This is a genomic window from Priestia sp. D51 (genome assembly GCF_053345675.1).
Map to the genome: position 1 here is coordinate 21696 of NZ_JBLTIR010000005.1, position 24763 is coordinate 46458.

Consider the following 24763-nt stretch of genomic DNA (forward strand, 5'->3'; position numbering starts at 1 on the left):
CTTATTTCTTAATTAGATCTTCGCGGTTTGATTGCTCAATCCACTCTTCTAATTTTTCTTTTAATGTGTTGAATCCTTGAGTAGATTCAGTATGAACTGTTGCTTGACCTTGACGCTTTTTAGCAGGTTTTTTAGGTGCAGAAGCTTCAGTTTTTTCTGGAGCTGGCTCAGTTGCACGAATAGATAAACCAATTTTACCAGTTGACTCATCAACAGATAAAACTTTAACGTTTACTTCGTCTCCTACTGATAAATGTTCGTTAATATCTTTAACGAAGCCATGTTTTACTTCTGAGATATGAACTAATCCTTGAGTTTCTTCATTTAATGCAACGAATGCACCGTATGGTTGAATTCCTGTTACTTTACCTTTTGTAACAGTACCGATTTCAAATTTTGACATATAAACACTCCTAGATACCTTATTATTTTCACCATTATAGCCAATTTAAAATTATAGCACAGTTCATAGATTGAATCAAAAAGTAGTTATACTATATTTATTATTTACCAATTTCGTCACAAATATAAACTAACACTACATTTCATCATAGCAAAAAAGATATTATATCAAACCGTCTATACGATATGACATAATATCTTATTTTTATTATAACTTATTTTCAACAAAACGGCTAATCCGTTTTATGGATTCTTCTAATGATTCCATTGAAGAGGCGTATGAACAGCGAATATGTCCCTCTCCGCCTTTTCCAAATACATTGCCTGGCACGACGGCTACTCGTTCTTCAAGCAAAAGCTGCTCAGCGAATTCTTCCGATGACAATCCCGTTTTCGTGATAGACGGGAATACATAAAACGCTCCTCCGGGAGAATGGCATTCCAGACCAATTTGATTTAATGACTTCACCATATAGTTCCGTCTTCTGCGATAGCTTTTTCTCATCTCTTCTACGTCATGCTGCCCGTTTTGTAGTGCTTCAATTGCTCCATACTGGGCCATGGTAGGCGCGCACATCATTGTATACTGATGAATTTTCAGCATTGCTTTAGCAATCTCAGTTGGTGCACATATGTACCCAAGACGCCATCCAGTCATAGCAAACCCTTTAGAAAAGCCTGAAATAATAATAGTTCGTTCTTTCATTCCTTCTAAAGAAGCAATAGATGTAAATTCTTCATCATATGTTAATTCTGCATATATTTCATCCGTGATAACAAGCAAGTCATGCTTGATTACAATATCCGCAATAGCCTGCAACTCTTCTTTAGATAGCGAACTTCCTGTTGGATTATTAGGAGAACATAAAAGAAGGGCTTTCGTGTTACTTGTAATGACTTCTTCAATCTGTCTAGGCTGTAGTTTAAACTCTGTTTCCGCCGTTGTTTCAATTGCCACAGGAACTCCTCCTGCTAGCGAAATTAACGGGCTGTAAGACACAAAGTTTGGCTCCACGACAATAATCTCATCTTCAGGGTTAATCAAAGCTCGCATTGTAATGTCTAAAGCCTGACTTCCTCCAACGGTCACAATAATATCATCTTTATAATCATACGAGACGTTAAAATTTCTTTTCATATACTTCATAATTTCAAAGCGGAGCTCTAAAAGCCCCGCATTTGCTGTATAAGAGGTATATCCTCTTTCCAACGATAAAATACTCGCTTCTCGAACAGCCCAAGATGTGACAAAATCAGGTTCACCTACTCCAAGAGAGATGACGTTATCCATACTTGCTGCTAAATCAAAAAAGCGGCGAATACCTGAAGGTTTCAGCTGTTGTACAGTTGTTGACAAGCGCTCTTTCATTACGGAGACACCACGATTCTGCGATCTTCATCGCCTTGGTCGTAGATGGTACCATCGTGCTTGTATTTTTTCATAATAAAGTGAGTCGTTGTAGATAAAACAGAGTCTAGCGTAGAAAGCTTTTCAGAAACGAAAAATGCTACTTCAGACATTGATTTTTCTTCAATAATAACAGACAAATCATATGCTCCTGACATTAGGTACACGGATTTTACTTCTTGAAAACGATAGATGCGCTCCGCAATCTCGTCAAAGCCTACTCCTCGCTTTGGTGCAACTTTTACATCTATCATAGCTGTGACGCCCTCATGTCCATCTACTCGTCTCCAGTTAATATCAGCTGAATATTGCACAATTACTTTTTCTCTCTCTAGCTTTTTAACAATATTAGAGGTTTCTTCAAACGTTAAATCCACCATTTTTGAAATACTATCTATTGAAATACGGCTATTTTTTTCTAGAATTTCTAAAATTTCTAACTCTTTTTCTTCTAAGAACACCGCGTTCCCCTCCTACACCGATTAAATTTTTTCACTTTTTCCATTATATCAAATTTAAACACATCTTTAATGTGAAATCTATACCGGTAATTGAGTTTCATTTTATAGATTGCTGGAAATTAGGACAGACTAGAAAGAAAAAGATGGAGTGAAACAAATTGACTGACTCTAAAATTACTTGCCATCAGCGTACTTTTAATGGCGTCAATGTTTACTACGAATGCCATAACTATCACCCTGATAAACCAGCTATTGTATTTATTCACGGCTTTTTATCATCCAGTTTTAGCTTTCGGCGTTTAATTCCTTTATTTGAAGATACGTTTTCTATCATTACGCTGGACCTTCCGCCATTTGGGCGAAGTGAAAAATCGTTAACCTTTCAATACTCGTATAAAAACTTAGCCAAAATTGTCATCGAGTTGATTGAATACTTAAAATTGAAAGATGTTGTACTATCGGGACACTCAATGGGAGGACAGGTTTGTTTAAACGTAGCAAAATTAAAGCCTTCTTGTGTATCAAAACTCGTTCTTCTGTGCAGCTCAGCTTATTTAGGCCCTTCACATTATGGGTTGGTCATGTCTTCTTATGTTCCCTTCTTTTATCTGTGGGTAAAAACGTGGCTGTCTCGCAAAGGTGTATTAGGTAACTTGCAAAATGTCGTATTTGATCATCAGTTAATCGACGAAGAAATGATTGATGGCTATACTGAACCCTTTTTGGATGACCGTACGTTTATGGCTTTAACAAGAATGATTCGTGATCGAGAAGGAGACCTCTCCTCAAAGGATTTGCAGCACATAAAAAAACCAAGTTTACTCATTTGGGGAGAAGAAGACCGAGTTGTCCCTTTACATCTCGGACGTAAATTAAAAGATGATTTGACAGACTCTACCTTTATCTCGTTAAAGGAAATTGGACATCTTTTACCAGAAGAGTGTCCCGACATTGTGCAGTCTCATATGGTCGATTTCTTGTACGGTGAAAAAGCCCTGTCTCAATAATGACGGAGCGAGTTCATATATTTCACACGAGGCGCTAACTTTAATAAAAAATTTATTAGTGGTGCTTCAGCCAATTTTCCCACTTTCTTTATTGACTTCACAAGTTAACTTCGTTGACAAACGTATTAAAAATAAGCAAACTATTATATTAAAAAAGGGGGTACTTTTATTGTCTACTTATTCTTTTGATCAATTAATTAATCGTACAGGTACGCAGTCCGTAAAGTGGGACAAAACGGATCTCGTTTTTGGAGCAAAAGATGTTCTGCCTTTTTGGGTAGCTGATATGGATTTCCAAGCGCCGCCTAATGTTCTTCAAACCATTAATGAGCGTGTCAAACACGGTATTTTCGGCTACACTTCCCCTACAGAATCTACGGCAAATGCTTTATCATCTTGGGTAAAAAACAAGCATCAGTGGACCATTGATCATGAATGGATTACATACAGTCCAGGAGTTGTATTTGCCCTGAGTATGGCTATTCAAGCATTTACGGAACCTGGAGATTCAATTTTAATTCAACCTCCAGTTTATACTCCGTTTTTCAACATGATAGAGGTAAATGATCGAGAAGTTGTTGAAAATCCGTTAAAACTTGCGGGCGATAAATACGAAATTGATTTTGCAGATTTAGAGAAAAAATTTGCAGAAGGCGTAAAATTAATGATTCTTTGCAGTCCTCATAATCCAGTAGGACGCGTGTGGACAAAAGAAGAACTGAAGAAGCTTGCCGATCTTTGTCAAAAATACAATGTATTAATTGTTTCAGATGAAATTCATTCTGATCTAATTTACCATCCTTATAAACACATTCCCATCAGCATGGTGAGTGAAGATGCAGCCAATCGAACCATTACGTGTATGGCCCCTAGCAAAACATTCAATATACCAGGACTTCAAGCTTCAGCTATTATTATTCCAAATGAGAAGCTGCGCACACAGTATGTTCAGCAGCAGCAAAAACAAGGTTTCTCTAATCTAAATACATTTGGAATCATTGGTTTAGAAGCAGCTTACAGCGAAGGTGGCGAATGGCTAGAAGCACTGCTTGTGTATCTGAAGAAAAATGTAGATCTCGTGACAGGGTTTATAAGTGAACACTTACCTGAACTGCGAGTCATTCAGCCGGAAGGAACTTATCTACTATGGATTGACTGCAACAAGCTGCACTTATCAGAAGAAGAATTACATGAACGTTTATTAGAAAAAGGCAAAATCGCCGTAGAAAAAGGCGAAAAATACAGTTCCACATATGGAAAAGGTTTTATTCGCTTGAACATTGGCTGTTCACATGAACAACTTCAAGAAGGATTAAATCGCTTAAAAATAGCTTTAACGTAAAAAACAGCGTTCTTTCTCACGAAAGAACGCTGTTTTTAATGTTTTTTTGAAATAACTCCGCACGCGATTCGCTTGCCAGAATTACCTGATGGCTCTGTCATTCCATCATCACCTTGTTCAGTAATTACAAGAGAGGAACCATCCATACGCTTAACGAGAGACGTCTTTCCTTCTTTTAACGTGACTTGAGGAACCATATCCGTTCCTTTATACGTCTGATCGTCTTCTACCACAATATTTTTCATATCGCCTAAATGTGGTCCTTTTGGATTTAACAGTCCGTGTTTCTTTTTATCAGGATCAAGGTGATTTCCTGCACTTTTAAAGTTAGGAGCTTTGCAAATCCCCATTTCATGAATATGTACGCCGTGTTCGCCAGGTGGAAGTCCGCTTAAATCGTACGTAAACTCAATTCCATCAGCCTGCTCTTTCAATTTGACTGTACCGATGCTATCTCCATCTGCGTTATAGACTTTGACTTCTTTATTGGATATTTCTTTTTCCATACACCCCGTTAACAAGAAAAAAGGCACGGTTCCAATGAGTAGTAGTTTTTTCATGTTGCCCTCCAATCGCATACGCACTAGCGAAAGTTTTAGATGTCTTTCCATAGATTGTCCAGCAACATGTCATTTTAAACGCTTACATTTTATTTGCATTTCATTAGAGTGACTTCTTATTTTCTTGTTCTTTCAACTTTGCTTCTAATTCCTTCGTTTTTTCTTCTTCTTTTTTAGACACCTTGATGATGAACCGCCAGACTGCAACTGCTGCTAGTACAAAAATCGCCATTGTAGCAAAAGCAGGAATATATTCTGTTTTATCTTCCGGAAAATAAAGCAAAAACATTAAATACATCATGTACAACATCCTTTCATAGAAACGGTAGTAGGTTTTGATTTATACTGTTTATAACAAACACTTTACTTAAAGGAGATCTGGCAATATGACATTTACAATTGGTCAAACCGTTACAGCACTTTATAAAACCGGGAAATACATCGGTGAAATTACACAAGTTCGAGATCTGCATTATGTTGTACGAATTCAAGCTGTGTTGAAGCATCCAGAACAAGGTGACTTACATAATCCTGGACAAGTGGACGTACCTTTTTTTCACGAGCGAAAAGCACTTGCGTTTCGAGAGCAGGCCAACATTCCTCAAAAAATGGTTCATCTCTATGAAGACAGCGTTCCTGATTATAAGCATTCACTAAAAAAAGCCCTTGAATTAAAGATAGCTGAACAACAAGCCAAAGATAGCGCTTTTGCTCAAGCAAGTATTACCTGTTTAGAAGAGTTAAAAAAAGAGTACGGTATTCATTAAGCAAAAAGCCAAATTCACATAGAAGTGATTTGGCTTTTATAATGCAAATTTATTTAATACTTTTGAAAAATCGATTCGATCTCCTATGGTCGTTGGCTCCGGCTTTTGAAGGTACCGCTTATCTTTTTCTACAAGCTTAAAGATGTTGAGTGTCGTCATCGCATCGTCAAGCGCGCAGTGGTGCTTTCCAGTTCCTTCTTTACCATACTCTTGCACAGCTTTCCAAAGGCCGGTTTGATTTTGATCTCCAAAAAAGCGCTTATACTCCATCGAAAGATCAATTTCTTTACCTGTAAAAGGAAACGGCACCTTATTTTTTTGACAGCACTGCCTTAATACTTTCATATCCATGTTTCCCCATGTAATAATCGTGCTGTTTTTATACATGCCCAGTCGCTGTACAAGCTGCTCTAGCGTAATTCCTTCATTTACTTGATTTTGTTCGATATGGAGAAATGATTTACAGCGCTCAGTTAATTTTGTAAAGTGTGTAGGCTGTACGTAAGAGGAGAAACGATCAATGATTTCTTGATTTTTAACAAACACCAAACCAACTTCAATGATTTCCGGAAAAAAGCCTTTTGGAAAACCTTTATACTCTGGCATTGTAAATTCAAAATCAATGAATAAATACTGAGAGTTCTTATCCAATATTATCACCCCTTTGTAAAATAAACCGCCCTACTATATTAATGCTATTATAGCACGATTGAACAATCGGAAGGTCTATTTTCTGTTCTTATTTTTAATATTATGAATATTCTAGTTGCTGAATAAAAAGAATACTTTACTACTACTATATTCTAGAGCATGTCTCTATGCGCAGGGTAACTGTCACGAATAGACATAATTTCGCTTCTTTTTTTTACCTATTTTTTCACTTTTTTATGTATCCGCTCTTCCAAATTCTCTTTAAGCTCTCACATCAGTGTGTGAGGTGCTCCTCCTGACTTCAAAAGCATACCTCACACCTTTTAGACTAAGCCTTTCTTATATTTAAGCTTTAGGCAGAATAGCAAGCGTGCACCGGGATATACAGATTAAATTCTCTTCTTCATCTTGAATTTTCACTTCCCAAACCGCTGTTTTTTTTCCTTTATGTAAAGGAACGCCTATAGCTGTAACTGTTCCATCTTTTTTCCCTTTGATGTGATTAGCATTAATCTCTAAACCCACGCAGATTTCTTTTTCAATATCTACACTTTTAATAGCACCTAGACTAGCCACAGTTTCGGCTAACGCCACCGATGCTCCTCCGTGCAAAAGCCCGAATGGCTGACGCGTTCGCTCATCAACAGGCATCGTCGCTTCCACTCTTTGTTCACTTGCGCTAATAATCTCAATTCCTAATGCTTCTAACAGCGTATCTTTTGTTTTCATATACATACCTCCCTTTGTACCTAGTATACAATAACGGTTTTGCTACAACATATACGAACCCTCTACATATACATAATAAAAATCCGTTTTTTAGGAGGATTCTTATATGAAACCATTTGCTCCCTTGTCTTACTACTGGCCATCGTACTACATGCCTCACCCTTATACATACAGGGTACCTAGCTTACCTGAGGCGGACATAGCGACTTTCCAGCAATCTCTTAAAGTGATTCCCTCTACCATGCAAAGCGCTACCATATTTATTCAAAGAGCTAACGCTTCGCCAGCTTTAATAAAAAAAATAAAAGCTGCTGCTCAAGAATCTAAAATGAGTGAAGTAAAAAGACTCATTCTTTCAACAGGCGTTAAGGCCAAAATTGATGTTTTTTATACGCCAGACTATATTAAAATTACGTTTATTCATCCCGATAACCAATTTGACTGCTGTCACGTTTCGTTAAATATTAAATGGTAAAACACAAGGAAAAAAGTCTTATTTTCTTTTGAAAAAGATGTACATGTTGTTTTGTTTCGAATATTATAATATATGCCGTTTTTGGATGTAAAAACAAATTACACGATAATTGTATTTAGGAAATAAATATGATATTGTATTTGGAAATATATTTTTTCTTTAGGAGGGATGACATGATGAGACATGTTACGCTAGTAGAAATTTTCACGCATCCTATCGCTCAAAAATATTTAACACGATCTGGCGTTGCGCATGCTGTATCGGTCGCCTATCATGCGTTTCGTCTATCTGTACAGCATAATGTAAACCCTGATTTAGCTACAAAAGCAGCGCTGCTTCATGATATTGGCCACTACGAATGGTACACAAATGGTCAGTGGGATTATGAGAAGTATCGTCAAAATGATATTCACGCTATTAAAGGTGCTGAACGTGCACATAAATTACTCATTCGTTTAGGCGAGGAACCTCAGGCGGCAAAAGAAATTGCCTTAGCTATTTTACTACACACAGACTCCTATTTGCCTGAAGGAACCATTCAGCAACGCCCTCTTCAAAAAGTAGTCAAACTAGCTGATGAAGCTGATGAAGAGCCAGGCGGCAAACATCATTACCGTGAAATGGAATACAATTTGGCTGTAAAGAAAATTAAGGAGCTTGATAAGAAAGTGCTTGAACTTCTACATTCCAACCAATTTAAACAGTTAGGCTGACAGGATTAACTCCTTTCATAAGAGTTAATCCTTTTTATTATTTCTCCTCATAATTCCCTGCAAATTACTCATACTACTTATTGATTCTCATTTTTGGTTAGTTAGGAGGAAGAAGAATGTCTAAAAACGCTAGAGGTTACGTGCAGGATTCTTGTACGTCATTAAATCAGGCAAAAGCAAGCCTTGAACAAGCTCTTCAAACAGTAGAGAAAGATTCAAATCGCGAGCATATTGAACAATCTCTTCAGGCTGTAGAGCAAGCATTAGGAGCTTGTGACAGCACTGCTTCTACTCTTTCTCAAGCATGAAAAAAAGCAGCCGGTTTTGATCGGCTGCTTTTTTTTCATTAGAGACCCTCTATTTACAAGATAACTGAGGCAACCCACCCAAAAATAATGAGTGGAATGTTATAGTGAAGAAAAGTTGGTACACACGTATCCCAGATATGATCATGTTGACGATCGACTGCTAGTCCAGATGTTGGTCCAAGCGTACTGTCTGAAGCTGGTGAACCAGCGTCTCCAAGCGCTCCCGCTGTACCAACAATACAAATCGTTGCCATTGGACTCATACCAAGTTCTAAGCAAAGAGGAACAAAAATCGTCGCGATAATTGGAATGGTAGAGAAAGAAGAACCAATGCCCATTGTGACTAAAAGCCCGATGACAAGCATAAGAAATGCACCCAGCATTTGGTTTCCGCCAATAAGAGCAACAGAGCCTTTTACAAGTGCTTCTACATCTCCAGTTTCTTGAAGAACTTTTGCAAAACCAGAGGCTGACAGCATAACAAATCCGATGAAAGCCATCATTCTCATTCCGTTCGTTAATACTGGATCTGCTTCATTCCACTTCAAAGCCCCGCTGAAATAAACGACCACAATTCCTGCAAGCGCTCCGAAAATCATAGAATCTACTAAGAGCTGCACAGTTAAAGCCGCTACAATCGCAAGTAACGCTACTATAATCCCTCTTGTTGTGTAACCTGTACGCTCCTCTGCGCCTTGATCAATGTCAATGTCTTTATAACTGCGCGGCTTACGGTACGAAATAAACACAGCAAACAATAAGCCCGCTACCATTCCTAAAGCTGGAAGAGCCATCGCCGTGGTAATATCTCCTTTATCAATCGTTAATCCACTTTCTTTGATGTTAGTAAATAAAATGTCGTGATAAATCTTACCGAATCCTGCCGGCAAATACATATAAGGTGTAACCAATCCAAATGTAATAACTGTTGCGACTAATCGGCGATCTATTTTCAACTGATTAAATACTTTTAATAGCGGTGGAATTAAAAGCGGAATAAATGCAATGTGAACCGGAATAACATTTTGAGAAAAACACGAAATAATAAGGATGATCAATAAAATTAGTACTTTTGACAGTGACTTCTTTTTCGTTTCTCCTTCTTTTCCTACTATTTTCAACGCTAGCTGAACAACGGCATCAGGCAGCCCTGTCCGCGAAACAGCCATTGCAAATCCTCCAAGCAAAGCATAGCTTAATGCAACAGAAGCACTGTTTCCAAGACCATCTGTGTATATACTTACTGTATCTGTGAGGCTGATACCGCCAACAAGTCCTCCAATTAGCGCTCCGACCGCTAAAGAAAAGACAACGTTGATACGCAATAAGCTCAAAATTAGCATCACGAGCACAGCTATTAATACTGCATTCATTTTGAAACCTCCATTTTCCTTTTTACTTTATCTCATTAAAACATTAGAGAGATAAACAACATGTTCATTATATTAGGTATAGAAAAAAAGTCAATCATCTTACTAAATAAACGTTTGTTTAACTTCTCTACATCCTTAACAATATAAGGATTTTTTTAAACAATCTTTTCTTCCTAAAAAGAAAAAAATGTTATGTAAACATATTAAAAAAGAAGCATCTTCGATGCTTCTTTTTACGTTTCTTTCTATCACTGCTATGTTCTTTTTATTAATTGGCTTCAAATGAACAAACCATCGCAGCTAGGGTTCGCACCATCACGCCTGTTGCACCTGAAGGTCCTAACTCATGAGAAGCAGCGGATGTTGCAGTTCCAGCAATATCCAAGTGAACCCATGGTGTTTGCTCTGCAAACTCACCAATAAAGGTTCCTGCCATAATTGCGTGCCCTTCCCGTCCAGGAGAGTTATTTAAATCTGCTACCTTACTTCCCCGAACACGCTTTTTGTCTCGTTCTGTAATAGGCAGCTCCCAAATCGGTTCGCCTGTCTCAATGCTCGCTTTCGCTATTTGCTGCAATAAAGCAGAATCATTCGTCATTGCCCCAGTTGTGTGTGTACCAAGAGCTACAATTACACCACCCGTTAATGTCGCCACGTCTACTAAATAATTTGCTCCATGATGCTTGGCATATGAAATACCATCAGCTAGTGCTAAACGCCCTTCAGCATCTGTGTTCAGCACTTCTATTGTCTTTCCATTCATTGCTGTAATAACATCATCTGGTTTAAAGGCACGCGCGCTAATAACGTTGTCAGTTGATGGAATGACCGCTACTACGTTTTGATGAGGTTTTAATTCTCCAATCGCTTCCATTGCACCAAGAACAGATGCAGCTCCACCCATATCTGTTTTCATGCCTACAATCCCGTCTTTAGATTTGATAGAGTAACCACCTGTGTCAAAGGTAATCCCTTTTCCTACCAACCCAATAACGTCTTCCCATTTTTCTTTACCTTGATATTTCAGCACAATCATTTTAGGAGGCTCTGCGGAACCTTGATTGACTGCGAGCAACGCGCCCATCCCTAGCGTTTCCATCTCTTCTTTTTCTAAAATTTCATATTCAAAACCATATGTATGTGCCATTTCTACTGCATAATTAGCTAAATCTGTAGCCGTTAGCATATTGCTTGGTAAGTTAACGAGAGTGCGGGCTGAGTTTGTTGCTTTCCCGTACGTATATCCAACCAACGCAGATTGTACAACGTCTTTATAAAAAGAAAACAGTTCAATTTTTTCAAGCTGCTTGTCAGGTTCGTTTGATTTCTTTTTGTAGTTTTCAAACTCGTACATAGCAAGCTGTTGAGCTTCTCCTATTAAAGCTGCAGTTTCTTGCTCTGACCACTCTCCTGTATCAAATGTAGGAAGGACGACCGATGCGTTTGAAATTTTTGCTTCTTTTAACTTTTTAAATAAAAGGCCAAAGCTTTCTTTGAGCCCATTTTTAGTTAACGCCTGCTTTCGTCCGAGCCCTACAAAATAAAGACGTTTTGCTCCTAATTTTCCTAGTGTATGAATCGTTGATATACGCTTTTCCTGTACGCGAATATCTCCTTCCTTAATCAAATGAATGAGCTGTCCACCTAAGGCATCATCAATTTCTTTTAGAAAGCCTTCAAACTGTTGGTTTTGATTAAATAACCCGATTACGAGCGCTTCTGTTTGATGATCAACACCATATGTTTCTACGTGCGAAAACATAAAATTCCTCCCTTTTACGTATAGATATTTTATTTTTATTTATCATCTGCTTTGTTTAATCTATTCAGCAAGTGGAATATATATCATATTCACCACTGTTTTCATCTATATACATATGATAGCAGAAATACAATTTTTAATCACAGTTCAAAAACCTTAGTTTCACACATATACTTTCATCTACCACTGTTTTCATCATACGGATTTATCTTTTTAGACATTTTAAGTTGAGGGAGGACATCTCAATGGAGTTATTCTCAAATTTTCCACTTTGGAGTTCATTAATCGCTATTTTCTTTGCTCAATTTATTAAGATTCCCCTTTCTTTTGTAGCTACTAAAAAAATAGACGGCAGCTTATTTTTTAGTACGGGGGGCATGCCAAGCTCTCACTCCGCAGCCGTAACTTCCTTAGCAACTGCCATTGGGCTAGCAGAAGGTCTTAAATCCCCTATTTTTGCTCTATCCGCTATTTTTGCCATCATTGTCATGTTTGATGCTAAAGGAGTAAGAAGACACGCAGGAGAGCAAGCAACAGTTTTAAATCGTTTGGTTGAAGACTTTCAGCGCGCAGTAAAAGAGGCAAAGCTGTGGACGACCAATGAAGAGGACGAAAAACAAGTGAAGCTAAAAGAACTGCTTGGGCATAAGCCTATTGAAGTTTTCTTTGGAGCCTTAACAGGAATAGCAGTTGCTTTTGTAACGTATTATGTATGGCCATAAAACATAAGAAAACACATGAAGAATGCTTCATGTGTTTCTCGTTTATTTCACCTGCTGACGAAAAACTTGCATCGATTTCTTTTCATTCAGCATTGTTAACTCTTCTTCAGTTAAACGGCCGTCTCCTGATTTGACTACATAGACGTTTAATTCTTTCTTACCCCATATGTTATACACATCAGAAACAGTTTCAAAGTATAAATCAAGATGATTGCCTTTAATAGCCCCACCTTTATCTGCTACCACTCCGTACCCATAGCCCGGAATGAACAAGATCGTGCCGATTGGAAATATGGTTAAATCAGCAGCGATGGTTGAATACAAGTCACGTTTTACTTTAACGCCCGAATATGTAATACCATACCCTGGATGATTGGGATTTTTCCCAGTTGATTCGTAACCAGCTGTGTAACCCGTAGCCAATACATTCTTAGTTGGATAACGCGACCAATCAAATGCTTCTTCAATTGTCAGACGCTCTCTGTCATTGCTAGCTGCTTCAGCTCTTAGTGGTTTTAGAAATGATGGTAAGAGCCTTTCATTCATTAGAGGATGCCCTGTACTGTTTATAAAAGGCATATATTTGATAACCGTGTTTATTGGGACGCCAGTAATTGCTTCATATGTTGTAAACAGCGCTCCGACCAGTAGTAGGCACATAATGAATCGCTTTGCTATTTTTCCAATCATTGTGATTTCCACAACTCCTCTCACGAATCTATTTGTTTCCAACATAAAAACAAATTATTCGTTCGCGAGAAGAATTTACATTCAAAACATTTGGTACCCTCTTGTTCGTAAAGATTTAATGGTAATACCTGAAGCTAGTGCACCTATAAAACCAGCCATTAAAATCGCAATGTCAGCTGTGGCTAAAGATAGCACTTTTGTACCTAGCTGCTGAAAGGAGTGAGCGGGATGTTGAATGTAATCAACCGCTCTTACATCATCAATAATAAGAATAAAAATTACGGGATAAATAATGGCCATAATCCAAGACATGCGAAGCAGCATATTCAACAAGAAACCGATTCCAAAAAACAACACAAAAAACAACAAGATGGAGATAATTAGGACAGGCACACTCATTTCCATTGCTTTTCGCCTCCGTTACTCTTTATACTCTCAGTTTACTTAAGAGTAATCAAGGCGTCAATCACAGAAAAGTAAGTTAATACCAAAAAAGCAAAAGGTTTGAAGACCTTTTGCTTTTTGTTTTAAAAGAAATTAAATTTTCCCTTTTTCAATACAAGACCTGCTCCGCCTTGAAGGAAAAGCGAGCGATTATCAACAACTTTTTTCATAAAAGATGCGCTTGAACCAAATAGTTTTCGACCGTATACAACGCCAATTGCGTCATCATGCCCTAACGAACATACCGTTCCTTTAATATCTGGTTTGAACTCGCTTAATTCTTTTTGCCCTTTCATCAAACGGCTAATATTTTCAGCGCAGGTACCGCCTTGTTGCATAGCGATTTGAGCTGTTGGCGGATAAGGACGTTCTGTTTCTGGGTTAATCATTAGTGAACAATCTCCAATAACAAACACATCTTCATGCCCTGGTGCCAGCAAGCTATTGCTTACTTTTACACGTCCGCGCATGTTCTCAAATCCAGCTTTTTCAATTAAATGACTGCCTCGAACACCTGCAGCCCATACAACTGTTGCTGATTTGATTTCTTCCACTTGGTCATCTTTTGATACAATAATTCCTTCTTCTGTACACTCTTTAATCGCTGTTCCGATCTTGAACTCGATTCCTTTTCGTTCTAGCTGTGTTACCGCATATTCTACAAGTTCCGGATCAAAACCTGGCAAGGCCGTAGGCGCTGCTTCTACACAAATAACGCGTACTTTTTCACGCGGGATATCAAACTCTTTGCAAAGCTGAGGGACTCGATTTGCTAATTCTCCCACAAATTCAATGCCGGTAAAGCCAGCACCTCCAACAATGATTGTCAGAAGTTCGTCTCTTTTTTCCACTTCATTGTTGTACGTCGCAAACACATAATCAATATGCTCACGAATTTGACGTGCTGCATTAATGCTCGTAATGGTAAATGCATGTTCTTTTAAACCTTTAATTCCGAAAGTTTCTGCTTCGTACCCTAAAGCAACAACTAAATAATCGTACGTTAGCTCACTGTTTTCAAGAAGAACACGCTTTTCATCTAACTTAATATCTACGACCGTGTCTTTAATAAATGTAACCTTATTCGTGTTAATTAAATTTTTAACAGGAACACGAGAGCGATCTTGATGAATTGTACCTGCCGATACTTCATGAAGCCATGTCGTTTCGTAATGGTAATCGTTTTTATTTACCAAAACAATTTCCGCATCACTAGCACCCAGTTTCTTTTGTAAATTAACAATTGTCATAATGCCGCCATACCCGGCACCCAAAATGACGATTTTAGGCTTTTTCATAGGAATGTCATCCACCTTTTTTAGTTATAGTCACAAGTATGTCTTACAAATATAATGATAAGAGCAATTTTATTTGGTTTGCTTTTTTATGTTAGTTTGAGCAAGAACGATCATCGCTATCCATTTATTATTCATATACGAAAAATAATGTGAATCACTTCACGTTCTTTTTTAAAAAAATACATTTTTTCTTTTTCAAAAAAATGTAAGCATAAGTCCTAGCTTGATTTACACCAACATCTTATGCTTTTTTCATCGGTTTTTCAACCCTTCACTTTGTATTTACAAGCTTTTAAATTTTCAATTACTTTCCTGTATACCCAGTTTTATATTTGACCAAAACGTGTGGTTATGTTAATGATTGCAAATACTGATCTTTAAGTTGAGAAAGTTTCTCAAACATTCCAGCGTGTTTTAATGATATTTTATAATTTACTATGCTATCATAAAGTAGAATATGCATTGGCACAGAACAATCTAGAGGTGATTATAAATGAAAGAAGATAAACAAGTATACGATATTACCATCATCGGAGGCGGCCCTACAGGCTTATTTACAGCATTTTATGGCGGTATGCGTCAGGCGAGCGTAAAAATTATTGAAAGCTTACCACAGCTCGGTGGACAGCTTTCTGCTTTATATCCTGAAAAATATATTTATGACGTAGCTGGGTTTCCAAAAGTACGTGCTCAAGAATTAGTCAATAACCTAAAAGAGCAAATGGATCAATTTAAACCTGCAGTTGCACTAGAGCAAGCAGTAGAAAAGGTAGAAAAACAAGCGGACGGTGTATTCCGATTAACTACTAATTCTGAAGTCCACTATTCAAAAACAATTATTATTACGGCTGGAAACGGTGCATTTAAGCCCCGTAAAATTGAGCTAGAAAACGCAGAACAGTTCGAGCAAACGAACCTTCACTATTTTGTGGATGATATGAATAAATTCAAAGGCCGCAAAGTATTAGTATGCGGGGGTGGGGATTCTGCTGTAGACTGGTCTCTTATGTTAGAGCCGATCGCAGAAAAAGTAACGTTAACGCATCGCCGAGACAAGTTCCGCGCTCATGAACATAGCGTAGAAAACTTGCATAATTCATCAGTTGATATTAAAACACCATATGTACCGGTTGAATTTATTGGAGATGACCGTATTACACAAGTTGTGTTAGAAAATACAAAAGGTGAAGAAAAGACAGTAGTAGACGTAGATGATGTTATTGTAAACTTTGGATTTGTTTCTTCTCTAGGTCCAATTAAAGAATGGGACTTAGATTTAGAGAAAAATGCAATTGTTGTTAATTCAAAGCAAGAAACAAACATTCCTGGCATCTATGCAGCAGGTGATGTCTGCACATATGATGGAAAAGTAAAACTCATCGTGGCAGGATTTGGCGAAGGTCCGACTGCCGTTAATAACGCTAAAGCATACATTGACCCAAAGGCTCGCTTACAGCCTATGCACAGTACGTCAATGTTCTCATAAAAAAGCAGGCTCTCGCCTGCTTTTTTTCATTGCTGGATTGGTGTAACCATTCGATGAATGATTTCACTCATCATTTCTGCATCACTGCTTATTAAACAGATTTCATAAAAGGAATGGTTTCCTTCTTGACTAGTTACGCTCATTCTGTAGGCCTTCAAGCCTTCGAGCTTGCTTAAATATTTTACTACCTCTGATTGACCGACAATACGTTCAATCAGCAGAATATGCTCTCCTTCCACTGCTCCATAGCTTTCGGCCAGAGATGCATTAGCATTTTCATAATAGCGAATGTAAGGTTCAGAATGGTTAAGAGGCGCAGAGGACGAGTTTTGATGACAGACTTCACCTGAGGAAAAAGGCAAATGTTGAACAAATAAATGCGATTCACTGAAGTGAATACTTTTTGCATCCTTAGACTCCATTTTCCTATTTTCAATTTTTAACCAGTTTATAAACCCCTTCCATAGAATAGGCAGGGTATTTTTTTTACGAAAACTTCCATAACCTCCTACTTGTTCCGCGTCGTAGCGAGTCGCATCTATCAAATCCGTTCATCTCCTCTTTTTTATTGAGTATAAAAAAGACTGATTATTCGGTCAATAAGTTTGGTAGATGATGTAACATACAAAAATTTCTCACTAAAAAAGCTTTCTTCACCAGATGAGGTGAAGAAAGCTTTTTTGTAAAAATATACTTAGCACTCTTCAGGAGCACCTGCGTTGCTTGCTGTACGGAAAGAAGAGCCGCAGCCGCATGCTGCAATGGCGTTCGGGTTATCAATTGTAAACCCTCCGCCTAGCATAGATTGCTTGTAATCAATTTTTACATCTTTTAAAATTGGAGCACTTTCGCTATCTACAAGAATCTTAATGCCATGTTGTTCAAACAGCGTATCGTTTTCATTTACTTCGTGTGCAAAACCCATGCCGTAAGAAAGACCTGAGCAGCCTCCTCCATTTACAGTAACACGTAAATAAGCATTTTCTTCTTCATGTTCTTTCATCATATCTTTTATTTGAAAGCTTGCAGCTTCTGTAATTGTTAGGATATCTTGACTCATTTTTAAACAGACCTCCTTTTTTGTTTAGTATACGACGAAATGTCTGTGACGACAAATCGTCTGCTTCTTCATTTTTAATAATAATACGTGCCGTCGCAAATCACATTGGCTGGACCTGTCATTAACACATTGCCTTTATTTTGCCAAACAATCGTTAAATCTCCTCCAGCGAGGTGTACAACAGTAGGCACATCTTTTTTCGTCTTCTCATTTAACACAGAAGAAACAACAGCAGCGCATGCTCCTGTCCCGCATGCTTGAGTGATACCCGAACCTCTTTCCCATACGCGAAAGTTCAGCTCTCTTTCGTTCACTACCTCGACAAATTCAACGTTCACTCCTTCTGGAAAACGCGCATCTTTTTCAACTACCGGACCTAGTGTAGTAAGAGGCGCTTGTTCAATATCCTTTACATAAAAGACGACGTGAGGATTTCCCATTGATACAGCCGTCCCTTTTAACCGTTCTTTTCCAAATTCCATCTCTTCATCAACAACTTGGTATTGGCTTGTTCCCGTCATTGGAATTTGTTCTCTAGCTAAAATAGGCTCTCCCATATCGATTGTTACTTCTGGAACTTCACTTCCCTGCGGATGCACCGTTGCTTCTACAACTCCAGAAAGCGTTTCGATAAAAAATCTTTCGCTTGTTACTAAATTATGTTCGTATGCATATTTAGCTACACATCTTAAACCGTTTCCGCAGTTTTTTGCTTCCGAGCCGTCATTATTAAATACGCGCATTTTCACATCTGCGCGTTCAGATGGACAAATAAGAATCATTCCATCCGATCCGATTCCCGTATAAACATTTGAGACTTTTACAGCAAGCGGTGCTAACTCTTGCTCTTCTATATGTTCTTCAAACATATTTACGTAGATATAGTTGTTGCCAAGTGCATGCATTTTTGTAAACTGAAATTTTTTCATATTATCACCCATTATTTTTTTATGTAGCTCTAGTATAAAGTGATTCTCTTTTGTACACAATAATATCATCCCCCGTTTTTTTAGCTCCTTAATCATAAAGATTAAGGAGTTTTTTATTTTGTCCTCCTTTAGAGTATTAAAAAACAAAAGAAGCTTTATGATTACAAAGAGGATGGTTAAAGCGCATATATTTGCGCAAAAACGCATAAAAAAGCACGGCAAGACTAGCCGTGCTTACATCATCTATTCTATTAGCCTCATGTCCCTCTCCTGCTAAAAAGAGATACGACAGCGGGGATAGTTTAAAACATTGGGTTTTCTTCTAAATGAATGTAGATATTATCTACTAACTGTTCAGGTGTTTCCGCCGTAACAATCTCTCCATTTACCAAGGCAAATAAAGATTGTGAACATTTCCCGCAATAACCTAAACATCCGTATTCAATAATATCTAGATTTGAATCTTTTTCAAGCTTTTCTAAAGCTGCTTGAGAACCGCTGGCTAAATTGCTAACGCAAAATTCAATAATTGGCTGTATCACGTTTTTTCACCTCTCTACTATTAGTTTATCCTATCTCCTTTCATTTTCAACGTCAACTTTAGAAATTCACGTTCATTTCGCGCGCGCTTTTTAGATTTATAGACTTTTTTCAAAAACGCATAAATAAGCTTTATTACGTGGATAGCTTGAAATTATGTTGAAACATATTGTGGTTTTTTATTAATTTAGTTATACTTTTATGTATAGAAAACCAAACGAGGTTATATTAAATTATTATTTAAGTAAAATATGTTATCTTATATAGCCTTTCATATCTTTTTGGCAACCATCCTTATTAACGGTAATTTGTACCCTCCTATTCTTAAAAGCAAGAATAATAGAGAGAAAACAAAAATGCATGAAGCTAAAGGGGAAATTCACATGAAGAACCTTGTCATACTGGGCGGCGGATACGGTGGTATGCGCATTTTGCAGCGCCTTTTTCCGAATCAATTGCCTAACGATGTAGAAGTAACGCTTATTGACAAAGCACCTTATCACTCACTAAAAACTGAATTCTATGCACTTGCAGCTGGAACAATCTCTGATCAACATGTCCGTGTTGCTTTTCCTGAACACCCTCGCTTAAAAATCCGCTACGGCTGTGTAAAACGAATAGACCTGAAAGAGAAATGCGTCTATGTGGATGATCAAATGATCGCTTACGATGACCTGATTGTAGGACTCGGATGCGAAGATAAATATCATGGAGTTCCCGGAGCTCTTGAGCATACATACAGCATTCAATCCATTGATGCTTCACGAGCAACTTATCAGACATTAAACAACTTACCGGCCCACGCTACTGTTTCAATTGTCGGAGCTGGATTAAGCGGAGTAGAACTGGCAAGTGAGCTAAGAGAAAGCCGCCCGGATTTAAAAATCATCTTATTTGACCGCGGTAAATTAATTTTATCTGCTTTCCCAGAACGTTTAAGCAATTACGTTCAAACTTGGTTTACTTCAAACGGTGTCGAAATTGTAAATAGTGCTAATATTACAAAAGTAGAACCGAACATTCTTTATAATCATGATGAGCCCGTTCAAAGCGATGCAATCGTGTGGACAGCAGGCATTCAGCCAAATAAAGTGGTACGCGATTTAGACGTGGAAAAAGATCCTCAAGGACGCGTCGTATTGACAAAATACCATAACTTGCCTGACGATGAAAATGTCTACATTTTGGGTGACTGTGCAAGCCTACCGCACGCCCCAAGTGCTCAGCTTGCAGAAGGTCAGGCTGAACAAATTGTGCAAGTGCTTCTTCACCGCTGGAAAGGCGAAGCGCTTCCTGATGAATTGCCAACTATTAAATTAAAAGGCATACTTGGTTCATTAGGCAAAAAGCATGGGTTTGGCTTAGTTGCCGAACGTCCGATTACAGGACGCGTAGCTCGATTATTGAAATCAGGTATTCTTTGGATGTATAAACACCACAGTGGATAAAACAAAAGCCGTTAGATGACTGACAATCTAACGGCTTTTTTCGTTATGATGCGCGGAAACCATACTTCTCCATTTCCTCAAATACGCGCTTTAATTTCGGATTGCCTTCCCCAACAATCTCTCCATTAATGACCACTACAGGATAGAATAAATCTTCTTCAATCACACGCTTGGCAAAAGCTGCTTTTTCCGGATCCGTATGCGGCTCGTTTATATCTACATACGTGATAGCAAACGGTTGGTTCGGATATTTACGAGAAATAGCTGCCTCTAGCCAATCATAGGTGTCTTTTGAAGACGGCAGGTTAACACAGCTTGCACAAACAATTTCAGCTCCATAAATACACACTTCTACCTCAGTTGACTGCATAGCACATCCCCCTTGAATCTTTACATATAAACTGTACGATTATTCACACTTTTACTTCATTATGAATACTATTTTACACAAAACTGATTTATTGCACATCTTTTTCTTTTAAGGTAACATTACGATGTATACTCCAATAGATTTTTCATGAAAGACCGTTTATAATAAGAGTAGAAGAAAGGAGTCGATAGTTATGTCAGAAATGCACGAGCAAGTTCAAGAAGTATTAGAAAAACTTCGTCCGTTTTTACTTCGCGACGGTGGAGACTGTGAGCTAGTAGACGTAGAGGATGGTATTGTAAAATTACGTCTTTTAGGCGCTTGCGGAAGCTGCCCAAGTTCAACAATTACGCTAAAAGCTGGTATCGAACGTGCCCTTTTAGAAGAAGTACCTGGTGTAGTTGAAGTAGAACAAGTATTCTAATCTCTTTGATTTTATTATAAAAGCAACCTCCCATTTTATTGGGGCTTGCAAATGAAAAATCCTCATTCAAATGAATGAGGATTTTTTTATTAGCTCGTTGTGACTTCAGCTTCTACAAATACACCTTTGCGGTCAATTTGTAAAACATCTATTTCACAGTTCGGCAGTAAAGCATACATATGTTCAGCAATCGCTTTTCCTTTTCCTTTTGGTGCTAAACATAATACACTCGGACCGGCTCCGCTTAGTGACACACCGTATGCGCCGAGAGCTTTTGCTTCTTTTCGCACAAGAGAAAGTTCTGGCACGAGTCTCATGCGATATGGTTCGTGATATAAATCTTTCTCCATAAATTCGCCTACCAGAGGCAAATCTTTATTTAACAAGGCTGCTACTAGCATATTGCCGATCGCTCCTGCTTCTACTGCATGACGATAATTAATATCGGAAGGCAGCACATCACGGGCATCCGTTGTTTTTAACTCATATTCTGGAATAGCCATCACGATATCGACATCAAATTCAGGTATTTGAGCAATATATGTTTCATCTTCATGATGGTAACCAACAACGATGCCACCGTAAATAGACGGGCTGACGTTATCGGGATGTCCTTCCATTAAGCTGCTGATGCGAAGCTTTTCTCTTTGTGATAAACGCAAGTCACACAGTACATTGGCCAGTTCGATTCCAGCTACGATAGCCGATGCACTGCTTCCAAGTCCCCTTGCTAATGGAATGTTGCTCCAAACATTGACCTTCGCACTTGGAAGATCAATGTTAAATTGACGAGCCACGTCTTGTGCCACTTCATACATTAAGTTATCTGTACCTGTAGGAATACTTTGCACTTCTTTCGTTTCAGGGATAAAAACCCATTCGTCATGACGCTCTACTGTTAATCTTAAGTAGCGGGATAAAGCCACTCCAATGGAATCAAATCCTGGCCCCAAATTAGCAGAGCTAGCTGGGACCGTAATGACAAAACGCTCATTTTCTAGCATGAAGCAACGACACCTTGGATATACTCAAATACCTTTTCTTCATCATTTGGTAAAACCACTGGCTTTACGTTATGAGCATCGATTGCTACATTTGGATCTTTTAATCCATTACCTGTTAGTACAGCTACAACCGTTGAACCTTTTGCAATTTTACCAGAAGCTACATCTTTAAACACACCAGCAATTGAAGCGCAAGAACCTGGCTCTGCAAATACGCCTTCTTTGCGTGCAATTGTACGATATGCTTCTAAGATTTGTTCATCTGTCACTTCATCAATTTTTCCGTTTGATTCTTTTGCTGCGTTTACAGCATAATCCCAGCTTGCTGGATTTCCGATTCGAATAGCCGTTGCAATTGTTTCTGGATTTTCGATAACTTGATTACGCACGATCGCCGCTGCACCCTCTGCTTCAAAACCATGCATGTGAGGAAGAGACGTTTGGTGACGCTCACTGTATTCTTTGAATCCTTTCCAGTAAGCTGTAATATTCCCTGCATTCCCCACTGGGATAGCTAAAACGTCCGGCGCTTTTCCAAGCTGTTCACAAATCTCGAAAGAAGCTGTTTTTTGCCCTTCAATACGGTATGGGTTCACAGAGTTTACAAGTGCAACCGGTGATGTTTCACTTAGCTTACGAACCATAGAAAGCGCTTGGTCAAAGTTTCCTTCAATTGCTACAATTTCTGCACCATACATAACAGCTTGAGCTAATTTCCCCATCGCAATTTTCCCATTTGGAATAACAACGATACAGCGCATGCCAGCGCGTGATGCATAAGCTGCGGCAGCTGCGGATGTGTTACCTGTAGATGCACAAATAACCGTATTGCTTCCTTCTTCTTTTGCTTTGGCTACAGCCATTACCATTCCGCGGTCTTTAAATGACCCCGTTGGATTTAGCCCTTCTACTTTTACATGTAAGTCAATGCCTAGCTCTTTTGATAAATGAGCAAGATGAATTAAAGGCGTATTTCCTTCATGTAGCGTAAGCATAGGTGTTTTCTCTGTTACAGGTAAAAATTCTTTATATTCAGCTAATAGACCTTTCCACATCATACTGTGCCAACTCCCTCTACGCGGTAACTGCTTTTTACATTTTCTACAATTGGTAAATCCCTAAGCTGCTGAAGGATTTCCTCATAATCTTTTTGAGATGTTTTGTGTGTAACAACAACAATCTCAGCTAATTCGCTTCCTTTCACAGGAAGTTGGATAATTTTTTCGAAGCTCACGCCACGCTCTGAAAATAGTGTTGTTAATTTTGCAAATGCGCCAACTTGATCTTTAACATGAATACGTAAGAAATGCTTTGAGAACATTTCATCTTCTGCTTTTAACTGTTTTGGATACTGAGGTGTTACCGCACTTTTACCATTCACACCTAAACGCATGTTTTTCATAACGCCTACTAAATCGGATACGACAGCAGTGGCAGTTGGCAGGCTTCCTGCCCCCGGTCCGTAGAACATCGTCTCTCCGACAGCTTCTCCGTATACATACACAGCATTGTACTCATCGCTTACGGAAGCAAGAGGATGTGTATCTGCTAAAAGAGTTGGCTGAACACTCACTTCTACATTGTCACCGTCACGATGTGCATATCCAATCAGTTTCATCGTATAGCCTAGTTGTTTACTATATTGCAAGTCTTCTTCCGTTACTTCTGTAATACCTTGAACACGAACATCATCCAAATCAATTTTCATTGAAAACCCTAGTGTAGCCAAGATTGCCATTTTACGAGCAGCATCTAAACCACCTACGTCAGAAGTTGGATCCGCTTCAGCATATCCTAAATCCTGCGCTTCTTTTAACACTTCATCATAGGCGCTTCCTTCTTTTGTCATTTTCGTTAAAATGAAGTTTGTTGTTCCATTGACAATTCCCATCATCTTCGTAATACGATCAGATGCTAATCCATCTGCTAATCCGCGAAGGATTGGAATACCGCCAGCTACACTTGCTTCATAAAATAAATCACAATTATTTTCAGAAGCTACTGTTAACAATTCTGAGCCGTAAACCGCCATTAAATCTTTGTTTGCCGTTACCACATGCTTTTTATTACGAAGGGCTGTTAAGATATAGTCTCTTGTTTCTTCAACGCCACCCATTACTTCAATGACAACGTCAATCTCCGCGTTATGTAAAACGTCTTCAACATTCGTTGTTAATTTATCTTCACTGATCTCCACGTCACGTTTCTTATCAATATCTTTAACTACTACTTTTTTAACTTCTACAGGACATCCGACTTGATGACTTAATTTATCCTGATGATTTTCAATAATTTTGACTACTCCGCTTCCTACCGTTCCTAACCCTAATAATCCTACTGAAATACTTTTTGTCATATTCCTCACCTCTGTGTTCTTTCTACGTATACAT

General features: G+C 38.4%; 30 protein-coding genes. 10 read left to right on the top strand and 20 right to left on the bottom strand.

Translation table 11 applies throughout. From position 1 onward, the window contains the following. Position 1: 1 nt before the first annotated feature. The 3 genes from yugI to ACNHOZ_RS19800 form a co-directional block, all read right to left on the bottom strand. The gene (yugI, locus tag ACNHOZ_RS19790) at positions 2–403 is read right to left on the bottom strand and encodes a S1 domain-containing post-transcriptional regulator GSP13 (RefSeq protein WP_013059599.1); all 402 of its coding nucleotides are present in this window, start codon (positions 401–403) and stop codon (positions 2–4) included. Between the two features lie 207 nt (positions 404–610). Continuing rightward, positions 611–1771: an aminotransferase gene (locus ACNHOZ_RS19795; protein WP_048021853.1), complete on the bottom strand. Its 1161-nt coding sequence runs from the start codon at positions 1769–1771 to the stop codon at positions 611–613. Beyond that, positions 1771–2271, bottom strand: a complete 501-nt coding sequence (locus ACNHOZ_RS19800; protein WP_013059601.1) for an Lrp/AsnC family transcriptional regulator — start codon at positions 2269–2271, stop codon at positions 1771–1773. Before ACNHOZ_RS19800 ends, ACNHOZ_RS19795 begins: the two co-directional genes overlap by 1 nt. A 158-nt stretch (positions 2272–2429) precedes the next feature. Between ACNHOZ_RS19800 and ACNHOZ_RS19805 the strand changes: the two genes are divergently transcribed. Both ACNHOZ_RS19805 and ACNHOZ_RS19810 read left to right on the top strand, forming a co-directional pair. Next, positions 2430–3278 (top strand): alpha/beta fold hydrolase, encoded by an 849-nt coding sequence (locus tag ACNHOZ_RS19805; RefSeq protein WP_048021850.1) that lies wholly within the window; start codon positions 2430–2432, stop codon positions 3276–3278. 169 nt (positions 3279–3447) lie between these two features. Continuing rightward, a complete protein-coding gene (locus ACNHOZ_RS19810) occupies positions 3448–4620 on the top strand; it encodes a MalY/PatB family protein (RefSeq protein ID WP_165635032.1) in 1173 nt (390 codons plus the stop codon). A gap of 35 nt (positions 4621–4655) precedes the next feature. Here ACNHOZ_RS19810 and ACNHOZ_RS19815 read toward each other — a convergent pair whose 3' ends face one another. Next, positions 4656–5180, bottom strand: coding sequence for a superoxide dismutase family protein (locus tag ACNHOZ_RS19815; protein ID WP_033580466.1), 525 nt, complete (start codon positions 5178–5180; stop codon positions 4656–4658). A 103-nt stretch (positions 5181–5283) separates the two neighbouring features. Next, entirely contained in the window at positions 5284–5481 is a 198-nt protein-coding gene (locus ACNHOZ_RS19820; protein ID WP_033580465.1) for a hypothetical protein, read from the bottom strand. A gap of 85 nt (positions 5482–5566) precedes the next feature. Between ACNHOZ_RS19820 and ACNHOZ_RS19825 the strand changes: the two genes are divergently transcribed. After that, positions 5567–5947, top strand: coding sequence for a kinase-associated lipoprotein B (locus tag ACNHOZ_RS19825; protein ID WP_063248386.1), 381 nt, complete (start codon positions 5567–5569; stop codon positions 5945–5947). 36 nt (positions 5948–5983) lie between these two features. Here ACNHOZ_RS19825 and kapD read toward each other — a convergent pair whose 3' ends face one another. Together kapD and ACNHOZ_RS19835 are read right to left on the bottom strand one after the other, a co-directional pair. Further along, a complete protein-coding gene (kapD, locus tag ACNHOZ_RS19830) occupies positions 5984–6598 on the bottom strand; it encodes a 3'-5' exonuclease KapD (RefSeq protein WP_013085312.1) in 615 nt (204 codons plus the stop codon). A gap of 345 nt (positions 6599–6943) precedes the next feature. Continuing rightward, the gene (locus ACNHOZ_RS19835) at positions 6944–7327 is read right to left on the bottom strand and encodes a hotdog fold thioesterase (protein WP_033580463.1); all 384 of its coding nucleotides are present in this window, start codon (positions 7325–7327) and stop codon (positions 6944–6946) included. Between the two features lie 106 nt (positions 7328–7433). Between ACNHOZ_RS19835 and ACNHOZ_RS19840 the strand changes: the two genes are divergently transcribed. The 3 genes from ACNHOZ_RS19840 (at position 7434) to ACNHOZ_RS19850 (ending at position 8823) form a co-directional block, all read left to right on the top strand. After that, complete coding sequence (locus tag ACNHOZ_RS19840) at positions 7434–7802, top strand: hypothetical protein (RefSeq protein WP_033580462.1); 369 nt, start codon at positions 7434–7436, stop codon at positions 7800–7802. 176 nt (positions 7803–7978) lie between these two features. Further along, positions 7979–8515, top strand: a complete 537-nt coding sequence (locus tag ACNHOZ_RS19845; RefSeq protein ID WP_013059610.1) for an HD domain-containing protein — start codon at positions 7979–7981, stop codon at positions 8513–8515. Positions 8516–8631: 116 nt separating this feature from the next. Then, positions 8632–8823 (top strand): hypothetical protein, encoded by a 192-nt coding sequence (locus tag ACNHOZ_RS19850; protein ID WP_033580461.1) that lies wholly within the window; start codon positions 8632–8634, stop codon positions 8821–8823. A 53-nt stretch (positions 8824–8876) separates the two neighbouring features. Here the strand turns inward: ACNHOZ_RS19850 and ACNHOZ_RS19855 are convergent, their stop codons facing one another. Together ACNHOZ_RS19855 and ACNHOZ_RS19860 are read right to left on the bottom strand one after the other, a co-directional pair. After that, positions 8877–10196 (bottom strand): Na+/H+ antiporter family protein, encoded by a 1320-nt coding sequence (locus tag ACNHOZ_RS19855; protein WP_033580460.1) that lies wholly within the window; start codon positions 10194–10196, stop codon positions 8877–8879. Positions 10197–10464: 268 nt separating this feature from the next. Next, the gene (locus ACNHOZ_RS19860; RefSeq protein ID WP_168761560.1) at positions 10465–11958 is read right to left on the bottom strand and encodes a leucyl aminopeptidase; all 1494 of its coding nucleotides are present in this window, start codon (positions 11956–11958) and stop codon (positions 10465–10467) included. 245 nt (positions 11959–12203) lie between these two features. Between ACNHOZ_RS19860 and ACNHOZ_RS19865 the strand changes: the two genes are divergently transcribed. Beyond that, positions 12204–12680 (top strand): divergent PAP2 family protein, encoded by a 477-nt coding sequence (locus ACNHOZ_RS19865; RefSeq protein WP_013085319.1) that lies wholly within the window; start codon positions 12204–12206, stop codon positions 12678–12680. 42 nt (positions 12681–12722) lie between these two features. On the opposite strand, the gene ACNHOZ_RS19870 is transcribed toward ACNHOZ_RS19865, so the two are convergent. From ACNHOZ_RS19870 to ACNHOZ_RS19880, 3 genes are all read right to left on the bottom strand, one after another. Then, a complete protein-coding gene (locus ACNHOZ_RS19870) occupies positions 12723–13370 on the bottom strand; it encodes a 3D domain-containing protein (RefSeq protein ID WP_034264182.1) in 648 nt (215 codons plus the stop codon). 81 nt (positions 13371–13451) lie between these two features. After that, positions 13452–13775: a YuiB family protein gene (locus ACNHOZ_RS19875; protein ID WP_033580457.1), complete on the bottom strand. Its 324-nt coding sequence runs from the start codon at positions 13773–13775 to the stop codon at positions 13452–13454. A 122-nt stretch (positions 13776–13897) separates the two neighbouring features. Beyond that, positions 13898–15112, bottom strand: coding sequence for an NAD(P)/FAD-dependent oxidoreductase (locus tag ACNHOZ_RS19880; protein WP_033580456.1), 1215 nt, complete (start codon positions 15110–15112; stop codon positions 13898–13900). A 493-nt stretch (positions 15113–15605) separates the two neighbouring features. Between ACNHOZ_RS19880 and ACNHOZ_RS19885 the strand changes: the two genes are divergently transcribed. Continuing rightward, positions 15606–16598, top strand: a complete 993-nt coding sequence (locus ACNHOZ_RS19885) for an NAD(P)/FAD-dependent oxidoreductase (protein WP_013059618.1) — start codon at positions 15606–15608, stop codon at positions 16596–16598. 26 nt (positions 16599–16624) lie between these two features. Here ACNHOZ_RS19885 and ACNHOZ_RS19890 read toward each other — a convergent pair whose 3' ends face one another. The 4 genes from ACNHOZ_RS19890 to ACNHOZ_RS19905 all read right to left on the bottom strand — a co-directional run bounded on the left by ACNHOZ_RS19890 (position 16625) and on the right by ACNHOZ_RS19905 (position 19129). Next, positions 16625–17143 carry a hypothetical protein gene (locus ACNHOZ_RS19890; protein WP_255905993.1) on the bottom strand — a complete coding sequence of 173 codons (519 nt, stop codon included), beginning with the start codon at positions 17141–17143 and terminating at the stop codon, positions 16625–16627. Between the two features lie 149 nt (positions 17144–17292). Further along, on the bottom strand, positions 17293–17658 hold the full coding sequence (locus ACNHOZ_RS19895; RefSeq protein WP_025752687.1) for a HesB/IscA family protein: 366 nt from the start codon (positions 17656–17658) through the stop codon (positions 17293–17295). Between the two features lie 74 nt (positions 17659–17732). Continuing rightward, positions 17733–18587: a diaminopimelate epimerase gene (dapF, locus tag ACNHOZ_RS19900; RefSeq protein ID WP_255905998.1), complete on the bottom strand. Its 855-nt coding sequence runs from the start codon at positions 18585–18587 to the stop codon at positions 17733–17735. 302 nt (positions 18588–18889) lie between these two features. Beyond that, entirely contained in the window at positions 18890–19129 is a 240-nt protein-coding gene (locus ACNHOZ_RS19905) for a YuzB family protein (RefSeq protein WP_255906002.1), read from the bottom strand. 381 nt (positions 19130–19510) lie between these two features. Between ACNHOZ_RS19905 and ACNHOZ_RS19910 the strand changes: the two genes are divergently transcribed. Then, on the top strand, positions 19511–20575 hold the full coding sequence (locus ACNHOZ_RS19910; protein WP_028412619.1) for an NAD(P)/FAD-dependent oxidoreductase: 1065 nt from the start codon (positions 19511–19513) through the stop codon (positions 20573–20575). Between the two features lie 43 nt (positions 20576–20618). Here ACNHOZ_RS19910 and ACNHOZ_RS19915 read toward each other — a convergent pair whose 3' ends face one another. Beyond that, complete coding sequence (locus ACNHOZ_RS19915; RefSeq protein WP_028412620.1) at positions 20619–20945, bottom strand: YuzD family protein; 327 nt, start codon at positions 20943–20945, stop codon at positions 20619–20621. A 193-nt stretch (positions 20946–21138) separates the two neighbouring features. On the opposite strand from ACNHOZ_RS19915, the gene ACNHOZ_RS19920 reads away from it, so the two are divergent. Continuing rightward, on the top strand, positions 21139–21369 hold the full coding sequence (locus ACNHOZ_RS19920) for a NifU family protein (RefSeq protein ID WP_013059625.1): 231 nt from the start codon (positions 21139–21141) through the stop codon (positions 21367–21369). Between the two features lie 89 nt (positions 21370–21458). On the opposite strand, the gene thrB is transcribed toward ACNHOZ_RS19920, so the two are convergent. The 3 genes from thrB to ACNHOZ_RS19935 are packed head-to-tail and all read right to left on the bottom strand — an operon-like array spanning position 21459 to position 24729. Further along, positions 21459–22373 (bottom strand): homoserine kinase, encoded by a 915-nt coding sequence (gene thrB, locus ACNHOZ_RS19925; RefSeq protein ID WP_221833770.1) that lies wholly within the window; start codon positions 22371–22373, stop codon positions 21459–21461. Beyond that, on the bottom strand, positions 22367–23428 hold the full coding sequence (gene thrC / locus ACNHOZ_RS19930) for a threonine synthase (protein ID WP_025752680.1): 1062 nt from the start codon (positions 23426–23428) through the stop codon (positions 22367–22369). Before thrC ends, thrB begins: the two co-directional genes overlap by 7 nt. Further along, positions 23428–24729, bottom strand: coding sequence for a homoserine dehydrogenase (locus ACNHOZ_RS19935; RefSeq protein WP_013059628.1), 1302 nt, complete (start codon positions 24727–24729; stop codon positions 23428–23430). The genes thrC and ACNHOZ_RS19935 overlap by 1 nt, the downstream gene beginning before the upstream one ends. Positions 24730–24763: the final 34 nt, after the last annotated feature.